The sequence below is a fragment of the Streptomyces sp. NBC_00425 genome, assembly GCF_036030735.1.
Classification (GTDB): Bacteria; Actinomycetota; Actinomycetes; order Streptomycetales; family Streptomycetaceae; genus Streptomyces.
The window spans coordinates 141,588-158,849 of sequence record NZ_CP107928.1 but is presented as its reverse complement, the minus strand read 5'-3'; the positions used below and the strand labels follow the sequence as shown (position 1 = coordinate 158,849).

General features: G+C 68.5%; 18 protein-coding genes and 4 pseudogenes. 10 read left to right on the top strand and 12 right to left on the bottom strand.

All coding sequences use genetic code 11. From position 1 onward, the window contains the following. Nucleotides 1–145: 145 nt before the first annotated feature. The 7 genes and pseudogenes from OHS82_RS00540 to OHS82_RS00510 form a co-directional block, all read right to left on the bottom strand. Nucleotides 146–505 carry a zinc ribbon domain-containing protein YjdM gene (locus tag OHS82_RS00540; protein ID WP_328432930.1) on the bottom strand — a complete coding sequence of 120 codons (360 nt, stop codon included), beginning with the start codon at nt 503–505 and terminating at the stop codon, nt 146–148. Between the two features lie 108 nt (nt 506–613). Next, the gene (locus OHS82_RS00535; RefSeq protein ID WP_328432929.1) at nt 614–745 is read right to left on the bottom strand and encodes a hypothetical protein; all 132 of its coding nucleotides are present in this window, start codon (nt 743–745) and stop codon (nt 614–616) included. A 221-nt stretch (nt 746–966) separates the two neighbouring features. After that, nucleotides 967–1,170 (bottom strand): hypothetical protein, encoded by a 204-nt coding sequence (locus tag OHS82_RS00530; protein ID WP_328432928.1) that lies wholly within the window; start codon nt 1,168–1,170, stop codon nt 967–969. Nucleotides 1,171–1,410: 240 nt separating this feature from the next. Continuing rightward, nucleotides 1,411–1,815: an SgcJ/EcaC family oxidoreductase gene (locus OHS82_RS00525; protein WP_328436002.1), complete on the bottom strand. Its 405-nt coding sequence runs from the start codon at nt 1,813–1,815 to the stop codon at nt 1,411–1,413. 153 nt (nt 1,816–1,968) lie between these two features. Next, nucleotides 1,969–2,157, bottom strand: coding sequence for a YbdD/YjiX family protein (locus OHS82_RS00520; protein ID WP_328432927.1), 189 nt, complete (start codon nt 2,155–2,157; stop codon nt 1,969–1,971). Beyond that, nucleotides 2,154–3,227, bottom strand: a pseudogene (locus OHS82_RS00515) (carbon starvation CstA family protein). Before OHS82_RS00515 ends, OHS82_RS00520 begins: the two are co-directional and overlap by 4 nt. Nucleotides 3,228–3,276: 49 nt before the next feature. Beyond that, nucleotides 3,277–3,663: pseudogene (locus OHS82_RS00510) on the bottom strand (DEAD/DEAH box helicase family protein); the annotation flags it as partial. A gap of 43 nt (nt 3,664–3,706) precedes the next feature. Here OHS82_RS00510 and OHS82_RS00505 point away from each other — a divergent pair. After that, on the top strand, nt 3,707–3,943 hold the full coding sequence (locus OHS82_RS00505) for a hypothetical protein (protein ID WP_328432926.1): 237 nt from the start codon (nt 3,707–3,709) through the stop codon (nt 3,941–3,943). A gap of 246 nt (nt 3,944–4,189) precedes the next feature. Here the strand turns inward: OHS82_RS00505 and OHS82_RS00500 are convergent, their stop codons facing one another. Continuing rightward, nucleotides 4,190–4,903, bottom strand: a complete 714-nt coding sequence (locus OHS82_RS00500) for an SDR family oxidoreductase (RefSeq protein ID WP_328432925.1) — start codon at nt 4,901–4,903, stop codon at nt 4,190–4,192. A 111-nt stretch (nt 4,904–5,014) separates the two neighbouring features. On the opposite strand from OHS82_RS00500, the gene OHS82_RS00495 reads away from it, so the two are divergent. Both OHS82_RS00495 and OHS82_RS00490 read left to right on the top strand, forming a co-directional pair. Continuing rightward, nucleotides 5,015–5,842, top strand: a complete 828-nt coding sequence (locus OHS82_RS00495; protein WP_328436001.1) for a helix-turn-helix domain-containing protein — start codon at nt 5,015–5,017, stop codon at nt 5,840–5,842. 27 nt (nt 5,843–5,869) lie between these two features. Continuing rightward, nucleotides 5,870–6,118, top strand: a pseudogene (locus OHS82_RS00490) (alpha/beta hydrolase); the annotation flags it as partial. A gap of 159 nt (nt 6,119–6,277) precedes the next feature. On the opposite strand, the gene OHS82_RS00485 reads toward OHS82_RS00490, so the two are convergent. After that, nucleotides 6,278–7,699, bottom strand: coding sequence for a non-reducing end alpha-L-arabinofuranosidase family hydrolase (locus tag OHS82_RS00485; RefSeq protein WP_328432924.1), 1,422 nt, complete (start codon nt 7,697–7,699; stop codon nt 6,278–6,280). A 1,057-nt stretch (nt 7,700–8,756) separates the two neighbouring features. Between OHS82_RS00485 and OHS82_RS00480 the strand changes: the two genes are divergently transcribed. The 6 genes from OHS82_RS00480 to OHS82_RS00455 all read left to right on the top strand — a co-directional run bounded on the left by OHS82_RS00480 (nt 8,757) and on the right by OHS82_RS00455 (nt 14,904). Next, on the top strand, nt 8,757–9,164 hold the full coding sequence (locus OHS82_RS00480; protein ID WP_328432923.1) for a hypothetical protein: 408 nt from the start codon (nt 8,757–8,759) through the stop codon (nt 9,162–9,164). Nucleotides 9,165–9,774: 610 nt separating this feature from the next. Then, nucleotides 9,775–12,219: a M48 family metallopeptidase gene (locus OHS82_RS00475; protein WP_328432922.1), complete on the top strand. Its 2,445-nt coding sequence runs from the start codon at nt 9,775–9,777 to the stop codon at nt 12,217–12,219. Nucleotides 12,220–12,330: 111 nt separating this feature from the next. Further along, nucleotides 12,331–12,480, top strand: a complete 150-nt coding sequence (locus OHS82_RS00470) for a hypothetical protein (RefSeq protein ID WP_328432921.1) — start codon at nt 12,331–12,333, stop codon at nt 12,478–12,480. Then, the gene (locus OHS82_RS00465) at nt 12,480–13,157 is read left to right on the top strand and encodes an RNA polymerase sigma factor (RefSeq protein ID WP_328432920.1); all 678 of its coding nucleotides are present in this window, start codon (nt 12,480–12,482) and stop codon (nt 13,155–13,157) included. The genes OHS82_RS00470 and OHS82_RS00465 overlap by 1 nt, the downstream gene beginning before the upstream one ends. A 338-nt stretch (nt 13,158–13,495) precedes the next feature. After that, the gene (locus OHS82_RS00460; protein ID WP_328432919.1) at nt 13,496–13,759 is read left to right on the top strand and encodes a hypothetical protein; all 264 of its coding nucleotides are present in this window, start codon (nt 13,496–13,498) and stop codon (nt 13,757–13,759) included. 473 nt (nt 13,760–14,232) lie between these two features. After that, nucleotides 14,233–14,904, top strand: a complete 672-nt coding sequence (locus tag OHS82_RS00455) for a DUF4142 domain-containing protein (protein ID WP_328432918.1) — start codon at nt 14,233–14,235, stop codon at nt 14,902–14,904. Between the two features lie 137 nt (nt 14,905–15,041). Here OHS82_RS00455 and OHS82_RS00450 read toward each other — a convergent pair whose 3' ends face one another. The 3 genes from OHS82_RS00450 to OHS82_RS00435 all read right to left on the bottom strand — a co-directional run bounded on the left by OHS82_RS00450 (nt 15,042) and on the right by OHS82_RS00435 (nt 16,171). Then, the gene (locus tag OHS82_RS00450) at nt 15,042–15,254 is read right to left on the bottom strand and encodes a DUF5988 family protein (RefSeq protein WP_266715597.1); all 213 of its coding nucleotides are present in this window, start codon (nt 15,252–15,254) and stop codon (nt 15,042–15,044) included. Nucleotides 15,255–15,435: 181 nt separating this feature from the next. Then, entirely contained in the window at nt 15,436–15,567 is a 132-nt protein-coding gene (locus OHS82_RS00445) for a hypothetical protein (protein ID WP_328436180.1), read from the bottom strand. A gap of 241 nt (nt 15,568–15,808) precedes the next feature. Continuing rightward, nucleotides 15,809–16,171 (bottom strand): hypothetical protein, encoded by a 363-nt coding sequence (locus tag OHS82_RS00435; RefSeq protein ID WP_328432917.1) that lies wholly within the window; start codon nt 16,169–16,171, stop codon nt 15,809–15,811. Nucleotides 16,172–16,411: 240 nt separating this feature from the next. Between OHS82_RS00435 and OHS82_RS00430 the strand changes: the two are divergent. Continuing rightward, nucleotides 16,412–17,233 (top strand): annotated as a pseudogene (locus OHS82_RS00430) (IS5 family transposase); the annotation flags it as partial. Between the last annotated feature and the right edge of the window lie 29 nt (nt 17,234–17,262).

The window sequence follows — 17,262 nt, the reverse complement described above, 5'->3', positions numbered from 1 at the left end:
CGGGAGCAGAGACGACAGGCTGCGCCCGCATCTACCTGCAAGCACAACAAACACAGCATCTAACCAATTGCGAAATTTTGCAATTCTGCATGAGATTGCCGCGCAGGTCTCCGCCCTCAACGGACCGAGGGGCGATTCGGCCGGATCAGCCCTTCTTGACCACGCTCGACTTCAGCTGCATCGCCCCGAAACCCTCGACCTTGCAGTCGATGTCATGCCCGTCCACCCCGTCCACCAGCCGGATGTTGCGGACCTTCGTTCCAGCCCTGATCCCCGAGGAACTGCCCTTGACCTTGAGCGCCTTGACGACGACGACCGTGTCGCCGTCCTGCAGCACATTGCCCACGGAGTCCTTCACGACGCGCTCCCCGACGGTCTCCCCGCTTTCGGCGACGCTCTCGGTGGGAACCCACTCGTGGCCGCACTCGGGGCAGACCACCAGGGCGTTCATCTCGTAGGTGTAGTCGCAGGAGCACTTCGGACAGGGAGGAAGATTCTCGATCATCCCGCCAGGCTATCCGGCGTGTCCGGCACCGGATTCCCGGACCGCGGTGGCTGCGTCCGGCAAGGTTCGGGCGCGCACGCTGCCTCCTCCTGTCCGTCGCGCCGACAGTCAGGTGGCGGGCAGGGCCGTGGCGAGCAGGACGACGTCCAGAGAGCCGATGAGGGAGACGACCGGCAGGGCCCGGGCCAGGTCGGCGCGGTTCTTGGAGTGGGCGAGTTCGTGTCCGGCGGCGGCGAGCATGACGAGGACGAACAGGGCGAGTTTGGTCGCCAGCGTGCGGCCGTAGCCGGGTTCGGGGAGGCCCAGGTGACGCCTCGGTGCCAGGCCATGGCCCAGCCGGTGGCCAGCTGGACGGGCAGGAACACCATTGCGTCAGCATGCCGAAGCGGTGGCCGGCTGCCGCGGTGCAGCGGTCCTTGGCCTCCGGGAGGGCGTCGGCTTCCGCGCTGAGCGCCACCGACCTACTGACTCGTCGTGGCCGCCCGCTGGCTGGGAACCTCACCGGTCCGCAGCATGTGAATGTGCTGGCGAACGGCCCCGTAGGCCAGCAGGTGACGGGGCAGCGGCAGGATCACCATGGAGAGCGCCATTTGGCCGCCGACCCACATGGCGGGGTCGGCCGCGTGCGCGAACCGCACCAGGGACCACCAGTCGACGGTGTCCATCAGCCGCTCACCTGTACCATGCCGTGCGCGCCGGCCTCGGCGTGGCGCATGTCGTGGTCGCGGTGTCAAAGACGGTGCCGATGATGTGGAAGGCGATGCCGTCGGACGGTCCGGCGGCGACCACCCAGAAGCGGGCCCGCTCGCCGGCCATAGAGTGCGGTGGCGAGGGTGTCCAACTCTGTCTTCACACACTGGCGTTGGACACTCTCGCCTCTTCGCGCAGTCAATCCGCCCGAATCGTCAGTCGGCGACGACCGCCGTGTTCTGGCAGGCAGTCAGCAGCCAGCGGCCGTCGTCCTGCTTGGTCATCACGTAAAGCGGCGCACCCTCGCTCTCGTCGTCCGAGGCCAGGTAACGTTGACGAACTTTGACTGCCGCAACGTCAGAGCGGATGAAGAGCACGTGGACCACCTCGTAGGTGACCGCGCCGTCCCAGTCGGCCGCAGGGAGCACCTTACGGGTGAACTCGGAGATCGCATCGAGGCCGATGAGAACCTTGCCGTGGGCTGTGGTCCAGACCGCCTCGGGCCGGAAGAGGGCCAGGAATTCGTCGGGGTCCTTGTGCTGCTGGGAGTGCTCGACGGCGGCAACGACCTGCCGGATGGCTTCAATGTCTGCGGCGTGCGCCGTGGATTCCGTGTCCATGCCGAGCATGATCCAACCTCAAGTGTGGTTGAGATCAAGATGCGACCGCTGACCCCTTGGAATCGATCATCTAGTGCTGCTGGGCGCATACCGCTTGCACTGGACCACAATCCTCTGCAGTTGCGGGGGCGCCGGCATCCGGCGTCCCCGTTGTCAGCAGCAGCGTCCCTGCGGATGGGTCTCCCGGTGCAGGGTCCGCAGCACCTGATACTCGCGGCGGGTCGGAACGGGTGCGAGCGGGTGGTGGCGCAGGTGGCGCTCGCAATAGCGGTCGTACTCGGTCTCCCCTGTCAGTTCCCGGAGGTACCAGCCCACCGCTCGTATCCAGGCACGAACCCTCACCTCGCCGCCTCCACCAGCTCCGGTGCCGCGTCGATGCGGGACTCGACGTACGGTGCCTCGCTCGTCGGCAGCGCGCCCGGCGACCGCACAGCTCGGAGGCTCACCATCGCCGCGTTGCCGATGACGGTCGCGACGAGCAGTAGGAACAGAGTGATGAGGACGCCGTCGACGGTGGAGTTGGTGACGACGGTGTGCATGTCGTCGAGGGTCTTGGCGGGCGCGAGGACCTGTCCCGCGTCGATCGCGTCGGCGTACTTGGCGCGCTGGGCGAAGAAGCCGACCTTGGGGTCGTCGGAGAAGATCTTCTGCCAGCCGGCGGTGAAGGTGACGGCGGTGACCCGGGCGAGCGGAATCCCGGTGACCCAGGCCCAGCGCAGCCGCCCGGACTTGATCAGGACCGTCGTGCAGACGGCGAGGGCGATGGCGGCCAGGAGCTGGTTGGCGATGCCGAAGAGCGGGAAGAGCTGGTTGATGCCGCCGAGCGGGTCGGTGGCGCCGGTGTAGAGGAAGTAGCCCCAGGCGGCAACGACCAGGGCGCTGCAGAGACGGATGCCGGGCTTCCAATTGACCCGCCCGATCGGCTTCCAGGCGTTGCCGAGCATGTCCTGGAGCATGAAGCGGCCGACCCGGGTGCCGGCGTCCACCGTGGTCAGGATGAACAGCGCCTCGAACATGATCGCGAAGTGGTACCAGAACGCCTTCATGGCCGTGCCGCCGAAGACGCCGGAGAAGATCTCCGACATGCCGACCGCCAGCGTCGGCGCGCCGCCGGAGCGCAGTCCGCTGCCGTTGTCGGCGCCCGCCACGGGACCGGAGCGTTGCTGGATGACGTGGGTCAACTCGTGGGCCAGCGTGTGCCGGTCCGCCCCGTCCCGGCCGATGACGACATGGCTGCCCGACGTCTAGGCGTGCGCGCCGACCTCCGCCGCGGAGCGCTGGGCGGCCCCGTCGTCATGGACGCGCACATCCGAGGAGTCCGCCCCCAATCGTGCCTCCATGTCGGCACGGGCCTCGCCGTCCAGCGGCTTTCCCGGGCTGCGCAGGACGTCCGGGACCGTCGAGCGCTGGATGTCGGTGGATGCACCGGCGTCCCCGCGTGCAACGGCAGTCGAAGTCCTAGCGGTCCACGAGAGAGGCGTACGTGGCGAACACGATGACCGGCCCGGGCGTGGCCCACCGGGCGAGTTGGATCGGGTCGGTCGTGGTGCGCACCTCGAGTTCGTTTCGCGAGCACACCGCGACCACGGAGAAGCGGTGGCCCACCGCCCGCCACGCGTGGGCGGTCTGCACGAGCAGGTCCAGGGTCGGTACGGTCACGAGGATCCGGCCGCCGGGGAAGCACTCCACCGGGCACGCGGCAGGTGGTGATCGTCTTACCGGGCCCGGTCGCGGACACGATGGTGCCCCGGGCCTCCTGCGGGGGCGCAGATGACCTTGCAGGGAATCCCACCCACTACGGAACGCCGACTTCTGGTCTATCTGGTGTTCTTGGAGGCTGATGCGCACGTCGCGGGGAGGGGCCCAGTCGTGCACGGCTTAGGGTCCGTATGTGGCACACACCTTCGAAGAACTCGTGGAGAAGCAACGCGGCGCCGACCAGGCGCACGCGACCGCACAAGCCCTACGTACCAAGGGCGACCCGGCCGCTTACGAGGCCGCATGGCAGGTATGGCGCGACCTCGCCCAAGACGTGCAGGGCGCAGTCACCGTACACGCGAAAGAGCAGGGTGTGATGCGGGCCGGCGTGGAGCTCGAAGTGAAGAAGGCGGTCCGCCACCCCGAGTAGCGAGCGCGCGGCTGCGCCCTCGATCAGGACAGGGCCGCCGACGCTCTCGGTATTCCGCAGCACACCGTCGAGCGATACATCGAGCGCCAGATCCGCCGGCCCCGCGCCGACCTTGCCCAGCGCCTGGAAGGCGCCGTGCGCGCCCGCCGGCAGGCCTGCGTCCGCGAATTCGCCCGCCGCCAGGCCGCGACCACTACCGGCCTGGTCGGGTGAGGGGCGCTGGCGCCGGGCGCCTCGGTACCCGGATCAGGTGATGCGGTGTCCTCCATCGATGTGCAGGACGGTCCCGGTGATGAATCCATTGCCTATCACCGACAGGAATGCCTGCGCGATGTCGTCGGGGGTGCCGACGCGGCGTGCCGGGAGTCGTGCGGCCAGCTCGGCGAAGGCTGCTTGTTTATCCATGCCGAGTTGGTCCCAGATGGGGGTGTCCACCCAGCCGGGGGAGATGACGTTCACTCGCACGGGGGCCAGTTCGATCGCCAGCCCATACGCCAGTGACGCGAGCGCGCCGTTGGCCGCGGCCATGATGGTGTTCGACCCGTTCGGCCGGTAGGCGTTGATGCCCGAGGTATAGGTGATCGAGCCGGTGACTCGTCCGGTCGCGTGTTTGCCGACCAGCCAGGCACCGAGCAGCTTGGTTTCGATGATGGCCCGTGCGGTCGCGGTGGTGACGTCGGCGGTCCGCCCGTACACACCGGTCGCGTCCGCAGCGGTGACCGCCACGTGCTCCACGCGCTCCACCTGGGCGAACAGCTCGGCCACGTCCTCCTCCCGCCCCATGTCGGCCGTGATTGTGGTGATTTTCCGGTGGCCGGGGCGTTCCAGTTCTGCCCGGGCCGTCGCGAGCCGGTCCGCGGATCGGCCGACGATCGTCACATTCATGTTCTCGGCGAGCAGAGTGCGGGCCAGGGCGAGGCCCATGCCGGATCCGCCACCGATGATGATCGCGTCAGTCATGATGCGAGGCTGCGCCGCCGGGCCGGTTCCGGGAAGGCCGTGGGATTCCTGGGTGTGCCACGGCCACCCAGGAAGGCATCGGTCGGTGGCAGACTCGAAGCCGTGAACGCTATGGCCGACTTCCTTCGGATCCGGCGCGGGCGGATCGGCCCCGCCGACGTCGGGCTGCCCACCGGGCCGGGCGCCCGGCGCACACCCGGGCTGCGGCGAGAGGAGTTGGCGGCGCTGGCCGGCGTGAGCGTGGACTACTACATCCGGATCGAGCAGGGGCGGGAGAGCGCGCCCAGCGACGCGGTACTGGGCGCGTTGGCCCGGGCCCTGCGGCTCACCGCCGACGAGCACTCCCACTTGCTCGGCCTCGCCGACCAGGTCGCCGGGCGGACACCGCGCCGCCGTCCAGCCGACCCGCGGCCGGCCAGCCCTGGCCTGCGGCTGCTGCTGGAGTCGGTCCGGCCCAGCCCGGCGTACGTACTGGACGATGTCAACGACGTGCTGGCCTCGAATCCGGAGGGCCTTGCGCTGATGCCCGGGCTCGGCGACTGGCCGCCCGCACAGCGCAACACGATTCGGTTCACGTTCCTGCATGCGGCCGCGCGGACCCTTTTCGCCGACTGGGACCGGGTGGCACGTAACTGTGTCGCGCACCTGCACACCGCCGAACTGACCGCCCCGGAGCGGACTGCCGCGCTGGTCGCCGAACTGGCAGCGGCCAGCGACGAGTTCGCCGCTCTGTGGCGCCGGCACGAGGTTTGGGTCAAGCGCGCTGGTGAGACCGCGTTCCGGCACCCGGTGATCGGCTCGCTGACCCTCGCAAACGAGGTGCTCAGCCCTGCTGGCGAGGGCCAGCGCTTGCTGATCTACCAGGCCCGGCCCGGCACGGCCGAGCACGACTCGCTGGTCCTGCTGGCAATGACCGCCGAGGACGTGGGAACTCCGTGAACCCGCAGTGGAGGACGTGCTCCGACGAGCGTCCCCTACGCGCCGCCCGGCGGCCCCCGACCCGCCGACGTCTTCGGCCGGATCGGCGGCCCCGAGCAGGAGTTCTACGTCTCCTGATTCCATGAACCCGGCCGCGCCGAGTCGGAGATCGAGCCCGACGTACGGAACTGGTTCGCCGGCTTCTACGCTGCGTCGTCCGCTGACACCCTGCCCGCCCATGACCAGCCGGACCCGCACTTCGTCGCCCTGGGCGGCCGACCGCGCGACCGTTGCCCCCCGTGCAGGGCCACAACTGGGGGGACCCCAGCCGACGCACGGCAGGGGTCCCATTGGGCGGTGAGCATCGGTCAGCAGGCGAAGTCGCCCGCGCCGTGAACCGCTCGTCCACGCACCGGCGGACCACACTGGGGTGCGATCATCCGTGGACGGGCAGGATCAGCGCTGCAGGGTGAGGACACCCGGCCGCCAGGGCAGTTGGTCGTAGGGGCCGCCCGCGGTGGGGGACTTGCCCTGGTAGAGGAACTGCAGGTTGCACGGGTCGATGGTCATGGTCTGGTCGGGGTTGTTGCGGACCAGGTCGCCGTGGCTGATGTCGTTGGTCCAGGTGGCGCCGCTGTTGGCCTTGCCCGCGAAGGGGTTGTTCTCGCTGGCGGCCTGCGGGGTCCACGAACCGTTCAGACTGGAGGCCGTGAACGATCGGAAGTAGCGCTGCTCGTTCGCACCCCGGGCCTCGACGATCATGAGGTACTGGTTCTGGCCCTGGACCTTGTACACCTGCGGCGCCTCGAACAGGTTCTTCACCGTGTCGCTCATGACGGTCGTGTACGAGGAGCCGAAGTTGCCGGGGAAGTTCCCGATCGGCATGCTCGCCCGGTAGATGCTGCCGTTGTCACCGGCGAAGAACAGGTACATGTTCTGGCCGTCGGCGATCAGGGTCTGGTCGATCGGGGCGGAGCCGGGCACGCTGCCCGTGAACAGCGGCTGCGGCGCGGACCAGCCGTTGGGGTTCGTCGGGTCGCTCGACGTGCGGTAGATGAAGGGCCAGGCACCCCACTGGTACGCCAGCACCCAGATGTTCTTGGGCGCGAAGTAGAACAGCGTGGGCGCCACCGTGGACTGGCTCATCCCGGTCTGGCCGGCCGATGCCATGTCCGACCAGTTCGTGAAGGGCTTGAAAGCCATCGAACCGTACGACGATCCCGACACGTTCGATGCGTAGACCAGGTGCTTGCCCTGATACACCACGTTGGTGAAGTCCTTCAGCGAGACCCACCCGTTCGCCGGCTGCGCCAGCGCGCCCGTCGACGTCCACCGGTAGGTCGAGGGAAGCGAGCACGGGCCGTCTGGCGGAGGTGTCCCGGACAGGCCGGTCCACTTCTGGTTGCTGCCGCCGTTGCACGTCCAGATCTCCATCGCCGTGCCGTTGGCGGTGCCGTGGCCCGTGACGTCCAGACACAGCCCGGACTCCACGCCGACGATCGTGCCGTCGGCGTTCACCCGCCACTGCTGGTTGGCCCCGCCGCTGCAGGCCCAGATCTGCACCCGGGTACCGGCCGCGGTGGCATGGCCCGGAACGTCCAGGCACTTGTTGCCGTACACGGTCAACTGGTTGCTGTCCGTCGCCGTCCACTGCTGGTTGACCGCGCCCGAGCAGTCGTAGATCTGCAGGTACGTGCCATCGGTCTGGCTGGAGTTCGGCACGTCGAGACACCGGCCGGAACCGACACCGCGCAGGGCGCCGCTCGTGGCCGCCTCAGCCGGGTTGGCGACGAGCGCGGCCGCCAACGCGATCAGGACCGTGACCGCAGCGGCGAGCACCACAGACAGACGTCTGCGGCTGAAACTTGGTCTGCGCATGAGGACCTCGTCATCCTTGAGTACGCGGTTCCGGCCGGCCCCGTCGGAGGCTGTCCGGACTGTCGATGGGGTGAGCTTCACAGCGGTCCGTGAGCGCCGGCCGACCCCTGAAGGCTTCCGGGCGCCGCGAGACCTGTGGAAAACCGGTGGCGCCCGGTGCGTCAGGGCCGCGCAACGCACCGTCCTGCGCAGTCCGTCGCCCGTCGTGGTGCCGGCCCGACGTAGGCGGCCCCCCCCCGTGCACCCCGCGAGCCATTCGCGCTCTGATCGGGCCTCCGGGCCCGCGCGGGACGGCGCGCTCCGGAGCGTGCACCGCATTCCCCGAGCGAGGGAAGCTCGGGCAGCCGAACGACTCAACGGCATGCTGTGCTCCGCCTGCAGAGGGCTTCGGGCGTCAGCGCACGAGGCGCCCATTGACGCGCGGCAACGGGGTAATCATTGATGCGGTCATGACATATGCATCTGCGGCATGCTCCTTCAGGCTTCGGCTGTGCGGGATCCGGAGGTGCTCTGCTGTGCGGATGGGGCGACTTCGGCATGTTCGTCATGTCGAACAAGGGTCGGATCGTCGAGCAATCAGGATGATAGGGAACCGGTGGACGGGGTCAATAGTCCTCGCATGATTCGCGACCTGTGTCGAAACATTCGCAGGACTTTATGGGTGATACGCCGCGTACCGAGCCGGTCGAACGCCTCCAGGCGTGAGGCCGACTCGAAGAATCCCGCCCCGATTTTCCCGCCCAGGGCTTCCCGCCCGGGCACAGGCCGCCGCCTCACGCGTGTCCAGGTCCTCGATCGACGAGACTGTCGATTTCCCCCACTTCACCCGCGCTTCACTCGCTGCGGCCGAAGGGCGCCTGCCCCGCCCGCGCCGTCGACCAGCGTTCCTCCCTGCCCAGGGCTTCCCTGGAGAGAGTTGCACCTCTCATGCGCAGGCCGGGGAGTCGGCGCAATGGGCCACCCTCAACTCCTGTGTCACAGAGGTTTCCTGATGGAGTGTCGGGCTACTCGGGCGGTCGTCGGTCGGGACGGTCCCGGCCGGAAGGGAGTTTCGATCATGAACCGGACCTGGATACGCCGCAGGTCGGCCGCGATCCTGGCGGGCGCGACGGCAATGGCCGTCCTGCCCTCGGTCACCGCGGCGGCGGCGCCCGCGCAGACACAGCCCTGCGTGCAGAAGGTGGCCGTCGTCAACAACGCCGGCTTCGTCCTTTCCTGGGCCGCCACCGCCCGCACCGGCGAACAGTCCGCTCCGACCGACGAGTACCCGATCAACCAGACCAGGGTCATCGACCTTGCCACCGCCTTATGGCCGGAAGGCACCGACGTCCGTCCGTACGTCGAGGCGGTGGGTGGGACCAAGGAGTTCGGCAGTTCCTACGTGTCCTACTGCGACAACGGTCAGACGGCCACCTACACCGTCACCGGGACCACCTTCGACTACTCGGTGACCCGGTTGGCCTGACCGGCTTCCACGGTGTTCTCACGCGGCCACGGCGCGCAGGTCCATCGCGGCACGTCGTACCCGAGGGTCCGGGCGGTCCACCGGAGCGCCCGGAGCCGCGCTGAGCAACCCCGCCGAGACGGAGAGGCCACGCCGCGATGCCGCTCATCAGCCTGCCCCTGGTGTGATTTCCGGTCGGCCACGCGGCCGGGGGACCGGGTGGCGGAAAGGCTGTACCGCGTCAGTGCACCGTCTCGTCGCGGGCCGAACGTCGATGGCGGCGGCCATTGCCCTCGTCCGGGAAGCGCGGACCGGCCCCGTCCTGCGGGCTGGCAAAGGAGCTGAGACGGGAGCGGGTCTACGGGCTGGGACCGGGGTGACCCGCCCCGCCCCCCGGAGAGGCGCCCTGACGGCGGCCGGTCCCCGGAGTCTCTGGGTGGGTGATCTTCGAGGTGATGTCACAGGTCCGGTCGAGGCGGCGGCCGGATCGTCGCGTTCTTTTGGTGATTCGCGACGCTATTCCGCTTCACATGGTCGCGATGGGTTCACATACGACCGCATTCCTCTTTTGCTCACCCAGCGCGCGGCTGAGTTGCCAGAATCCCCTTCACGCAGTCACTGAGGGGGCGGTGTGCGCACCGGTGAACGGGGTTATGGCGGTACCTGGCTGACGGTACGCGCGGGGACGGCCGTGGTCCTTCTCGCCGGGGTGTACGTGGTGCCGTGCATACTGGTGCTCGCCCTGGCCGTCGGCGCCGTGCTGATCTCGACCGAGGGCGTCAACATCGCCACGGTGAAGCTCGCCGCTCTGGCGCTCGCCCTGGCCGCGGGAACGGTGGCCGCGATAGCGCGTACCGTCGTCGGCCGGAGCGGACCGCAGCACGGCATCCTCGTGACCTCGGCCGAGGCTCCCCTGCTGTGGAACCACGTGGTCCGCCTGGCCGCGGAGGTCGGCACGCGGCCGCCGCACGAGATCCGCGTTACGGCCGAACCCAACGCATACGTCGTCGAGCACACGAGGCTGCTGGGCCTGGTCCGCGGCAGGCGTTCCATGTACGTGGGGGCGCCGCTCCTCACCGCCCTGCCGGTACAGAGTCTCACCGCCGTCCTGGGGCACGAGCTGGCTCACTTCTCCCACCTGGACACGCGGCTTGCGGTGGTTACCTACGGCGGGAGAGATCTACTGGCCCGGGTCGTCGACGCGGTCCCGCCGGGAGCACCACATCGGCTGGTCCTCCAGGGATACCTCCACTTGTACTCGCTGGTCTCCTCCTCCGTGCTGCAGCGTCAGGAGTTCCTGGCCGACCGCTGCGCGGCGCGGGTCACCGACTCTGCCACTGCGGCCGCCGCCATCGAGAAGGTGCACACGGCCGCGGCCGACTGGCAGCGCTTCGTCGGCGACCACATGAACCCCGCACGCACCGGACGCGCGCCGGCCGGGATCCTGCCAGCCTTCGGACTGTTCCTGGCAGCGGGCGGCTCCGGCCCTGCCGCCTGGCAGCCCGCGCCCCGGCCTGCGACATGGGACACGCACCCGCCGCTGGCCGACAGGATCGAGGCACTCCTGTCCGACGCTCTGCCGGCCGACGCCACCGGAGTGGAAGTGCCGCAGGTCGACCGGTCCTGGGACCTGGTGCCGGGCCTCGAGCACTCAGCCCGGCTGGACGATCTGGTACTCCCTTCACCGGGCTGTACGCGTGAGCCGTTCGACGAACACGCGAAAGCGGTTGCCGTCGGACGTCGCCAGGACAGCGCTGACGCTCTCTACCGTGCGGCCGCCGAGATGCACGGCGGCTCTGAGGCCGGCCTGCCCTACGTCTGGGAACTACTGGCGGGAGGGAAGGGCGGACGGCTCCATGAGCTCCTGCTGCGCGAGTGCCCCGCAACGGCCGCCGGCGCGACCAGCGGCACGGAAAGGCTTCGCCAGGCCCTTCAGGACGCCGTCGTGCTCGCCGCGGTCGCCTCCGGGGCCGCGTGCTGGCGGCCGGACCCGGTACAGGGTGCGCTGCCGGACATCACGCTTCCGGACCTCCTTCCCGTGTCGGCGGGGCGTCTGGTCGATCCCCTGCTCGTGGGGGCGGTGCGCGATCAGCTGCGGGCTCTGGGAGTCGACGAACGACGGGGACGCCCCTCACCGGGCTCCGGCAGCGACGCCGACAACGCCGGTGAACTGATCGGCGCCCTCGCGGTGCGCCTCAACAACCAGCCGTACGACGTGCTGGTGCACATCTCGGGCCTGTACTTCCTCCCGGCGAATCCGCATGACATGGCCTGGGACACGTTCGGCCACAGACTCGCGGCCCGGCTGGAGACCGCCGTGCACGGCCCGAGCGAGCCCGGACTTTTCGTCGCGTTCCGCAGCGTCGCCGCCACACGTCCCCTGCAGCCTGCCGAAGCGGGCACGGACCTCTTCCTGAAGGACGGCACCTGGCTGAGGATGGAGGAGTTCGGCTGGCGCAAACGCAGACGTCGGCGCCGGGTCGATCCGGTGGAAGCCCTGCACCGAGGGGCCGAGGCGAGAGCAGTGGTCGCTGCCCTTGTCGAGCGGACTCCGCGGGAACCGGACCAGGCGCCGTCCCGTGGGCGCGGGGCTGCCCCGGTCACCGCGACGTACCGTGCGCTGGCCGCCGTCGACCTCAACCGCGGTGGTGCGCGGCGTAGCAGCGTCACCGTCCTGATCATGTGGAACCTTGTGTCCGCCATCCTCGTCGTGGCGATCACCGCAGCCGACAGCGACGAGATGATGCCGTTTCTGCCGTTGTTCCTGGGGTTCTTCCTGGTGGGCGCCTTGTTGCAGCGGTCCGCCGCACGCCGGCTCACAGCGCCTCCGCGTCCGGACGGACGCCGGACGCAGAGACGGGCCGCGCGGCTGGCCGCCCACCCGGCCGGGCCCAGCCCTCTGCGATGGGCGGCCAAGGGGGTTCTTGCCAGCGCATGCTGCACGCCACTGGGCGCCTACTTCGCTGCCCGGGCGATCACCGCGGCTCGCCGGAACGGTCAGCGGCCGACAGCCGGCGTCCTCGTCCTCGTCCTGCAGTGCGTCGTGCTCGTCGTCGCTTACGCCTTTCTGCTCTGAACACGCGGAAAGAAACTCGCTGCGGACGGTAAACGAAACGGCGACCGGTCTCTCGTACAGGGACGTACGGCCGTCCGCGCGGACGGCCCCCGCAGAAAGGCCGGATGCCGCATGACCGAACACCTCTGGCTCGACCTGGCAGTCACCGTGGCACAGGTCCTGTCACTCCTCGCGCAAACGGTCCACCAGTGGTGCGTCATGCGTGTAGACGTCCGTCGCAGCCGCACGCTCAACCCCTCCGAGACGGGACGTGACGACTGATGACGATGCATCACACGCCTGATCAGCACCCCGGTGAGTGGGCGGATCGGATTCAGGACCTGTACCGCAAGCATCGCGACCACCTCCTGCGCTTCGCCAGAAGGCAACTGGCGAAACACGAGCACCCGTCGTCGGCTGCCGACGCGGAGGACATCGTCCAGCAGGCTTTCGTCGCCGCCCTGGCGACGTGGCCCACGATGACCGAACACCTGGGCAACCCGCTGGGATGGCTCCACACCGTGGTGGCGCAGAAATGCCGTGACCTGCCCGCCCACGTCCGCCGTTCCACTCCCGTCGACCACGCGGGGTTGGAGCCCGCTTCGGGCCTGCCGCGATGGACGTCGACCTCGGCCGTGTCCGATCCTCAGCGAGCGGCGGAGGCCGACGCGGTGATGGGCGAGATTCTGCGGCTGCCCGACACACAGCGTGAGGCGGTGCTGCTGAGGATCGTCGCAGACTGGAGCTATGCGAGCATCGCCACCGCGATGGACATCGAGCCCAGCACCGCACGAGTCCACGTGTTCCGCGGACGCCGCGTTGTCTCCGAGCGGCAGAACGGGGCTGGTCTCGGCGTCTTCGCCGATCTCACCGCGCACCCGCGAGCCGCGCTCGTGTCCCTGCTCCTGCTCGTCGCTCTGGTCGTGGGCGGGCTCGCCGTGCTGGTTACCTGGTGGTGACCAGCAGACCCACAGGGCTCACGCGACCGGGCGCGGCCAGGTCCCTGACCGGCCCCGCCCGGGGGTGAGTTCCCTCCTGCCCGGGGGTGAGTTCCCTCCTGGCACCCGCACGGTCTGCGGCCCGGTGACGCGCGTTCCACCGCCTGATCACCGACGGCCGGCCCGACCTGCTCCGGATCCGCACGCGACGGCCCGCTGTCGCTGCTGCCGGAGGAGAACGGACGCGCCTACGGCAGCGGCTACGCTGGGGGATGCCCCTACGAGCTGTGGAGAGGCAACGCTGAAAATGCTCACTGACGGCCGAGTTCGCCGCGAGCGGCCGCAGCACAGACCCGGCGATGCCCGGTGCCGCGGGCACCCTCACCCTCTATGTGGACGACCGGCAGGTGGGCAGCGAGGACATCGTCACCCAGCCCGGCGCCTTCATTGTCGTCGGGGACGGAATCTGCGTGGGCCGCGACGACGCCTCGCCGGTCACCCCCGACTACGAAGGGCCCTTCCCGTTCACCGGGGGCGCGATCGACAAGGTCGTCGTCGACGTCTCCGGCGAACGCTACGTCGATCATGAGGCACAGGTACGCGGCTGGTTCATGCTCGACTGAACCGCTTCCTTCGTATCTGCTTACGTCGCTGACGAGCCGGGAAGCGCCGTGTGTGCGGGAATGGATGTGGCCCTTCCCGGCCGCCGCCACATGATCGCCGCAAGGACACCCCATCCCGATAGGGGCGAACGGCCCATGTTTCAGATTGTAGTTGGGGCCGAACGGCCCCTCTTTGCGCCGCCGGAGAGTCTGGCTTCGGCGGGCGGCGACGCCCGGGTAGCGCGCTGACGTCCACTGGACCAGGAACGTCGACCACGAGGGGCTGGTGCCGGTGAGCTGAACCCTCGAACGACACATTCCGCAACGGTGCGAGATCCGTTCATATTGCACACACGCGGTGTATTCACCCGCTCCGGGGCATCCCCGAAGCCGACCGGCCGATTTTGCGAACCCATTGCGAACCCAAGAGATTCTGCCGGGATCCGTATCCGTACTCCTGCGCGTGCGGGATCCGATCCGGATCAGGAGACACGGTGTTCGTTTCACGGAAAGTCGCGGGAACTTTTTTCCTCGGCGGTGGGATCGCCTTCACTCTCGGCTCGCTCCTCTACCCCTCCATGCTCGGAGTTCAGAAGGTCGGCAGCGCACCCGACCGGGTCATCGCCCGCCCGGAGAGCGGGCCGTTGACGGAAGCCGACCGGGACTTCGTGGTCCAGGTGCGGGCGGCCGGACTGTGGGAGTACCCCGTCGGTCAGATGGCGGTACAGAAGGGCACGACCAAGTCGGTCAAGACCGCCGGGGAGCACCTGATCGCCGGGCACGGCTTGCTGGATGCGGTCTGCCGCGGCGTCGCAGGCGAGTTGGACATCACGCTGCCCAACCAGCCCTCGCCGCAACAACTGGGCTTCGTAGCCCAACTGAAGGGCGACACGGGCAAGCAGTTCGATGCCGACATGGCCACCATCCTGCGCGCGACACAAGGGCAGATCCTCTCCACGATCGCGAGCGTCCGCACCACCACGAAGAACTCGCTGATCCGTGTCCTGGCGGACAAGACCAACGAGACCGTCATGGACCACATCACGATCGTGGAGAAGACCGGCCTGGTCGACTTCGACAAGGCTCTCTACGTACATCAGGTCATTCACAGGGACAGTCAACCAGCACGCGGTGGCCTTGATGTGACGGGCCGACAGCATTTTTGAGCCACCCCCGACCAGCTGTTCGGAACTGCCGACTGAGCCGATTTCGAGGAGCGTGGTCAGGGGGTTGTGGGTGGGTCTGTTGTTTCGGTGGTCGGGGAGTGGTGGTGGGCTGGGGTTGTTGTGTGCGGGGGTGGGGGTTATTCGGCGACGTAGGTGTAGCCGGTCCAGGTGTAGACGTGGAGTTGGTTGTTGTCGGTGGTGATGGTGGTGTGGGTGGGTTCGAAGTGTTCGTAGCGGTTGCCTTTGAGTATTTTGACTTTGGTGGTGGTGTCGGCGATGAAGCGGATGCGGTCTTCGTCGGTGAGTTGGAAGGTGGGTCCGCCTTTGAGGATGGCGTTGGGTTGGTGCATGTGGCGTCTCCTTCGGGTGCGGGTGCGGGTGCGGGTGCGGGTGCAGGTGCAGGGGGTGGTGGGTGGTGGGTGTGGGGTTGGGTTTGTTTTGGTTGTGTGGGGGTGTGTGCAGGATAGGAGGGGGTCCTAAACGGGGTCTTAAGAGGGTTTCTAAACTGGGTTGTTCACTAAAGAGGTCATCTCATTTGGCGAGTCTGCGGTAGCGGATGAGGGTGAGGGCCGGGCTGGTGAAGGCGAGGAAGCGTTCGGCCTTGCGTTCGTCGCGGCGGTGGAGTCCGGCGGTAGCCGGCGAGCCAGGCCGTGGTCGTTCCATGGTCCAGCGGTGGTGTCCGAGTCGCTGCGAGGACTTGATTCCCCTGCGGGCGATGCGGTGGCGGATGCCGCGCTGGCGCAACCTCGCGGGCGCATCTTCTGGTGCTGCCGTACATCCTCGCCCGGGCCGTGTTGGGTAGTCAGGCCGGAGGTGGACCGGGCCGCGGCCGGTACTCGGCACCTCGGTGCAGGGTGACTGCCGACGGTCCGCCACGGTGGTCATGGACGGAGCGCGGGCCCGGTCAGAACACGTCGGTGGTCCACAGGAGGTGCATATCCCATGCGATGTCCAGGGATTCCTTCGCTCCCTGACACCACGCACGTTGCGCGGTGTCGTCCGGCACGGTGTGAAGGGCCGCGAGCACATCGGCCGGCATCCATGCTCCACCCCAGTGGCCCAGCCAGGTCCCGGGCGTCTCGGCGGGTTCCGGGGTTCGCGGTATGGCGTAGCCCTCGCTCCGGAGGATCTCCAGAGCGGTATCCCGTTGATTCCTCATCAGGTGCTGCGGGGAGAAGATCCCGTAGGCATCCAGACTGATTCTGTTCCCGTTGAGGTAGGTCTCCCATGCCGCCTCCGCTGTGGGCTGGTCGCGCCAATCGAGCACGGGGCGTCGAACAGAGCGACCTCGCGTATCTCGGCCGGCACGCCGTCCCAGTTGAAGAACCTCCGGATCGGAGGGCCCCCCGTCGCCGAAACGATCTCGAAGTCGTATTTGCCTGGGCTGCCGAGGTCGCGGCCGAGTGCGTAGGACGAAACCCGACAGGCAATACCGTCTTTCACCACGTACGTCTTCCGGGCCAGACCGCAGGTGATGAACTTGCGACCCTCAGACCGCGTTTGAGATCTGCCGTGCCCAGGTGGGTGCGTGGTCGTTGAGCCTCATGTGAGTGGTGCTGGGGGTGGGTATCCGTCGGACTTGACGGACGAGCAGTGGGCGTTGGTGGAGCCGTTGCTGCCGCCGGCGCGGGTGGGGCCGCAGGGCGGGCGGCGGGAGAAGCATCCGCGGCGGCGGATCGTGGATGCGATCTTCTATGTGGTGCGGACGGGCTGTGCTTGGCGGCAGCTGCCGAAGGACTTCGCGCCGTGGCCGACGGTGTACTGGTACTTCACGTGGTGGCACGACGACGGAATGGTCGAACGCATCCACGACGCACTGCGCGGCCAGATCCGTGAAGCCGACGGCCGCAACGTCGAGCCGAGCGCGGGCCTGATCGATTCGCAGTCCGTTCGCACAGCCGATACTGTTCCGGCCGCCACCAGGGGATTCGACGCGGGCAAGAAGGTCAAGGGCCGTAAGCGGTTCATCGTCACCGACACCCTCGGCCTGCTGCTGGCCGTGCACGTGGTCGCGGCGAGCGTGCAGGACCGCGACGGCGCCCGCCGACCGTTGTTGTGGACACGCCTCGACCACCCGGGCGTCAAGAAGATCTGGGCGGACCAGGGCTTCGCCGGCCGCCTGGTCGACTGGACCGCCACCGTGCTTGGCCGCGAGCTGGAGATCGTCCGCAAAGACCCCGATCAGCGGGGGTTCCAGGTGCAGCCGAAGCGGTGGGCGGTCGAGCGCACGCTCTCGTGGATCACCGCCCACCGTCGCCTCGCCCGCGATTACGAGACCAGTCCGGCGCGCTCCGAGACGATGATCCGCTGGGCGATGATCGGCATCATGGTTCGCCGCCTGACTCGCGGCCGCCCGCA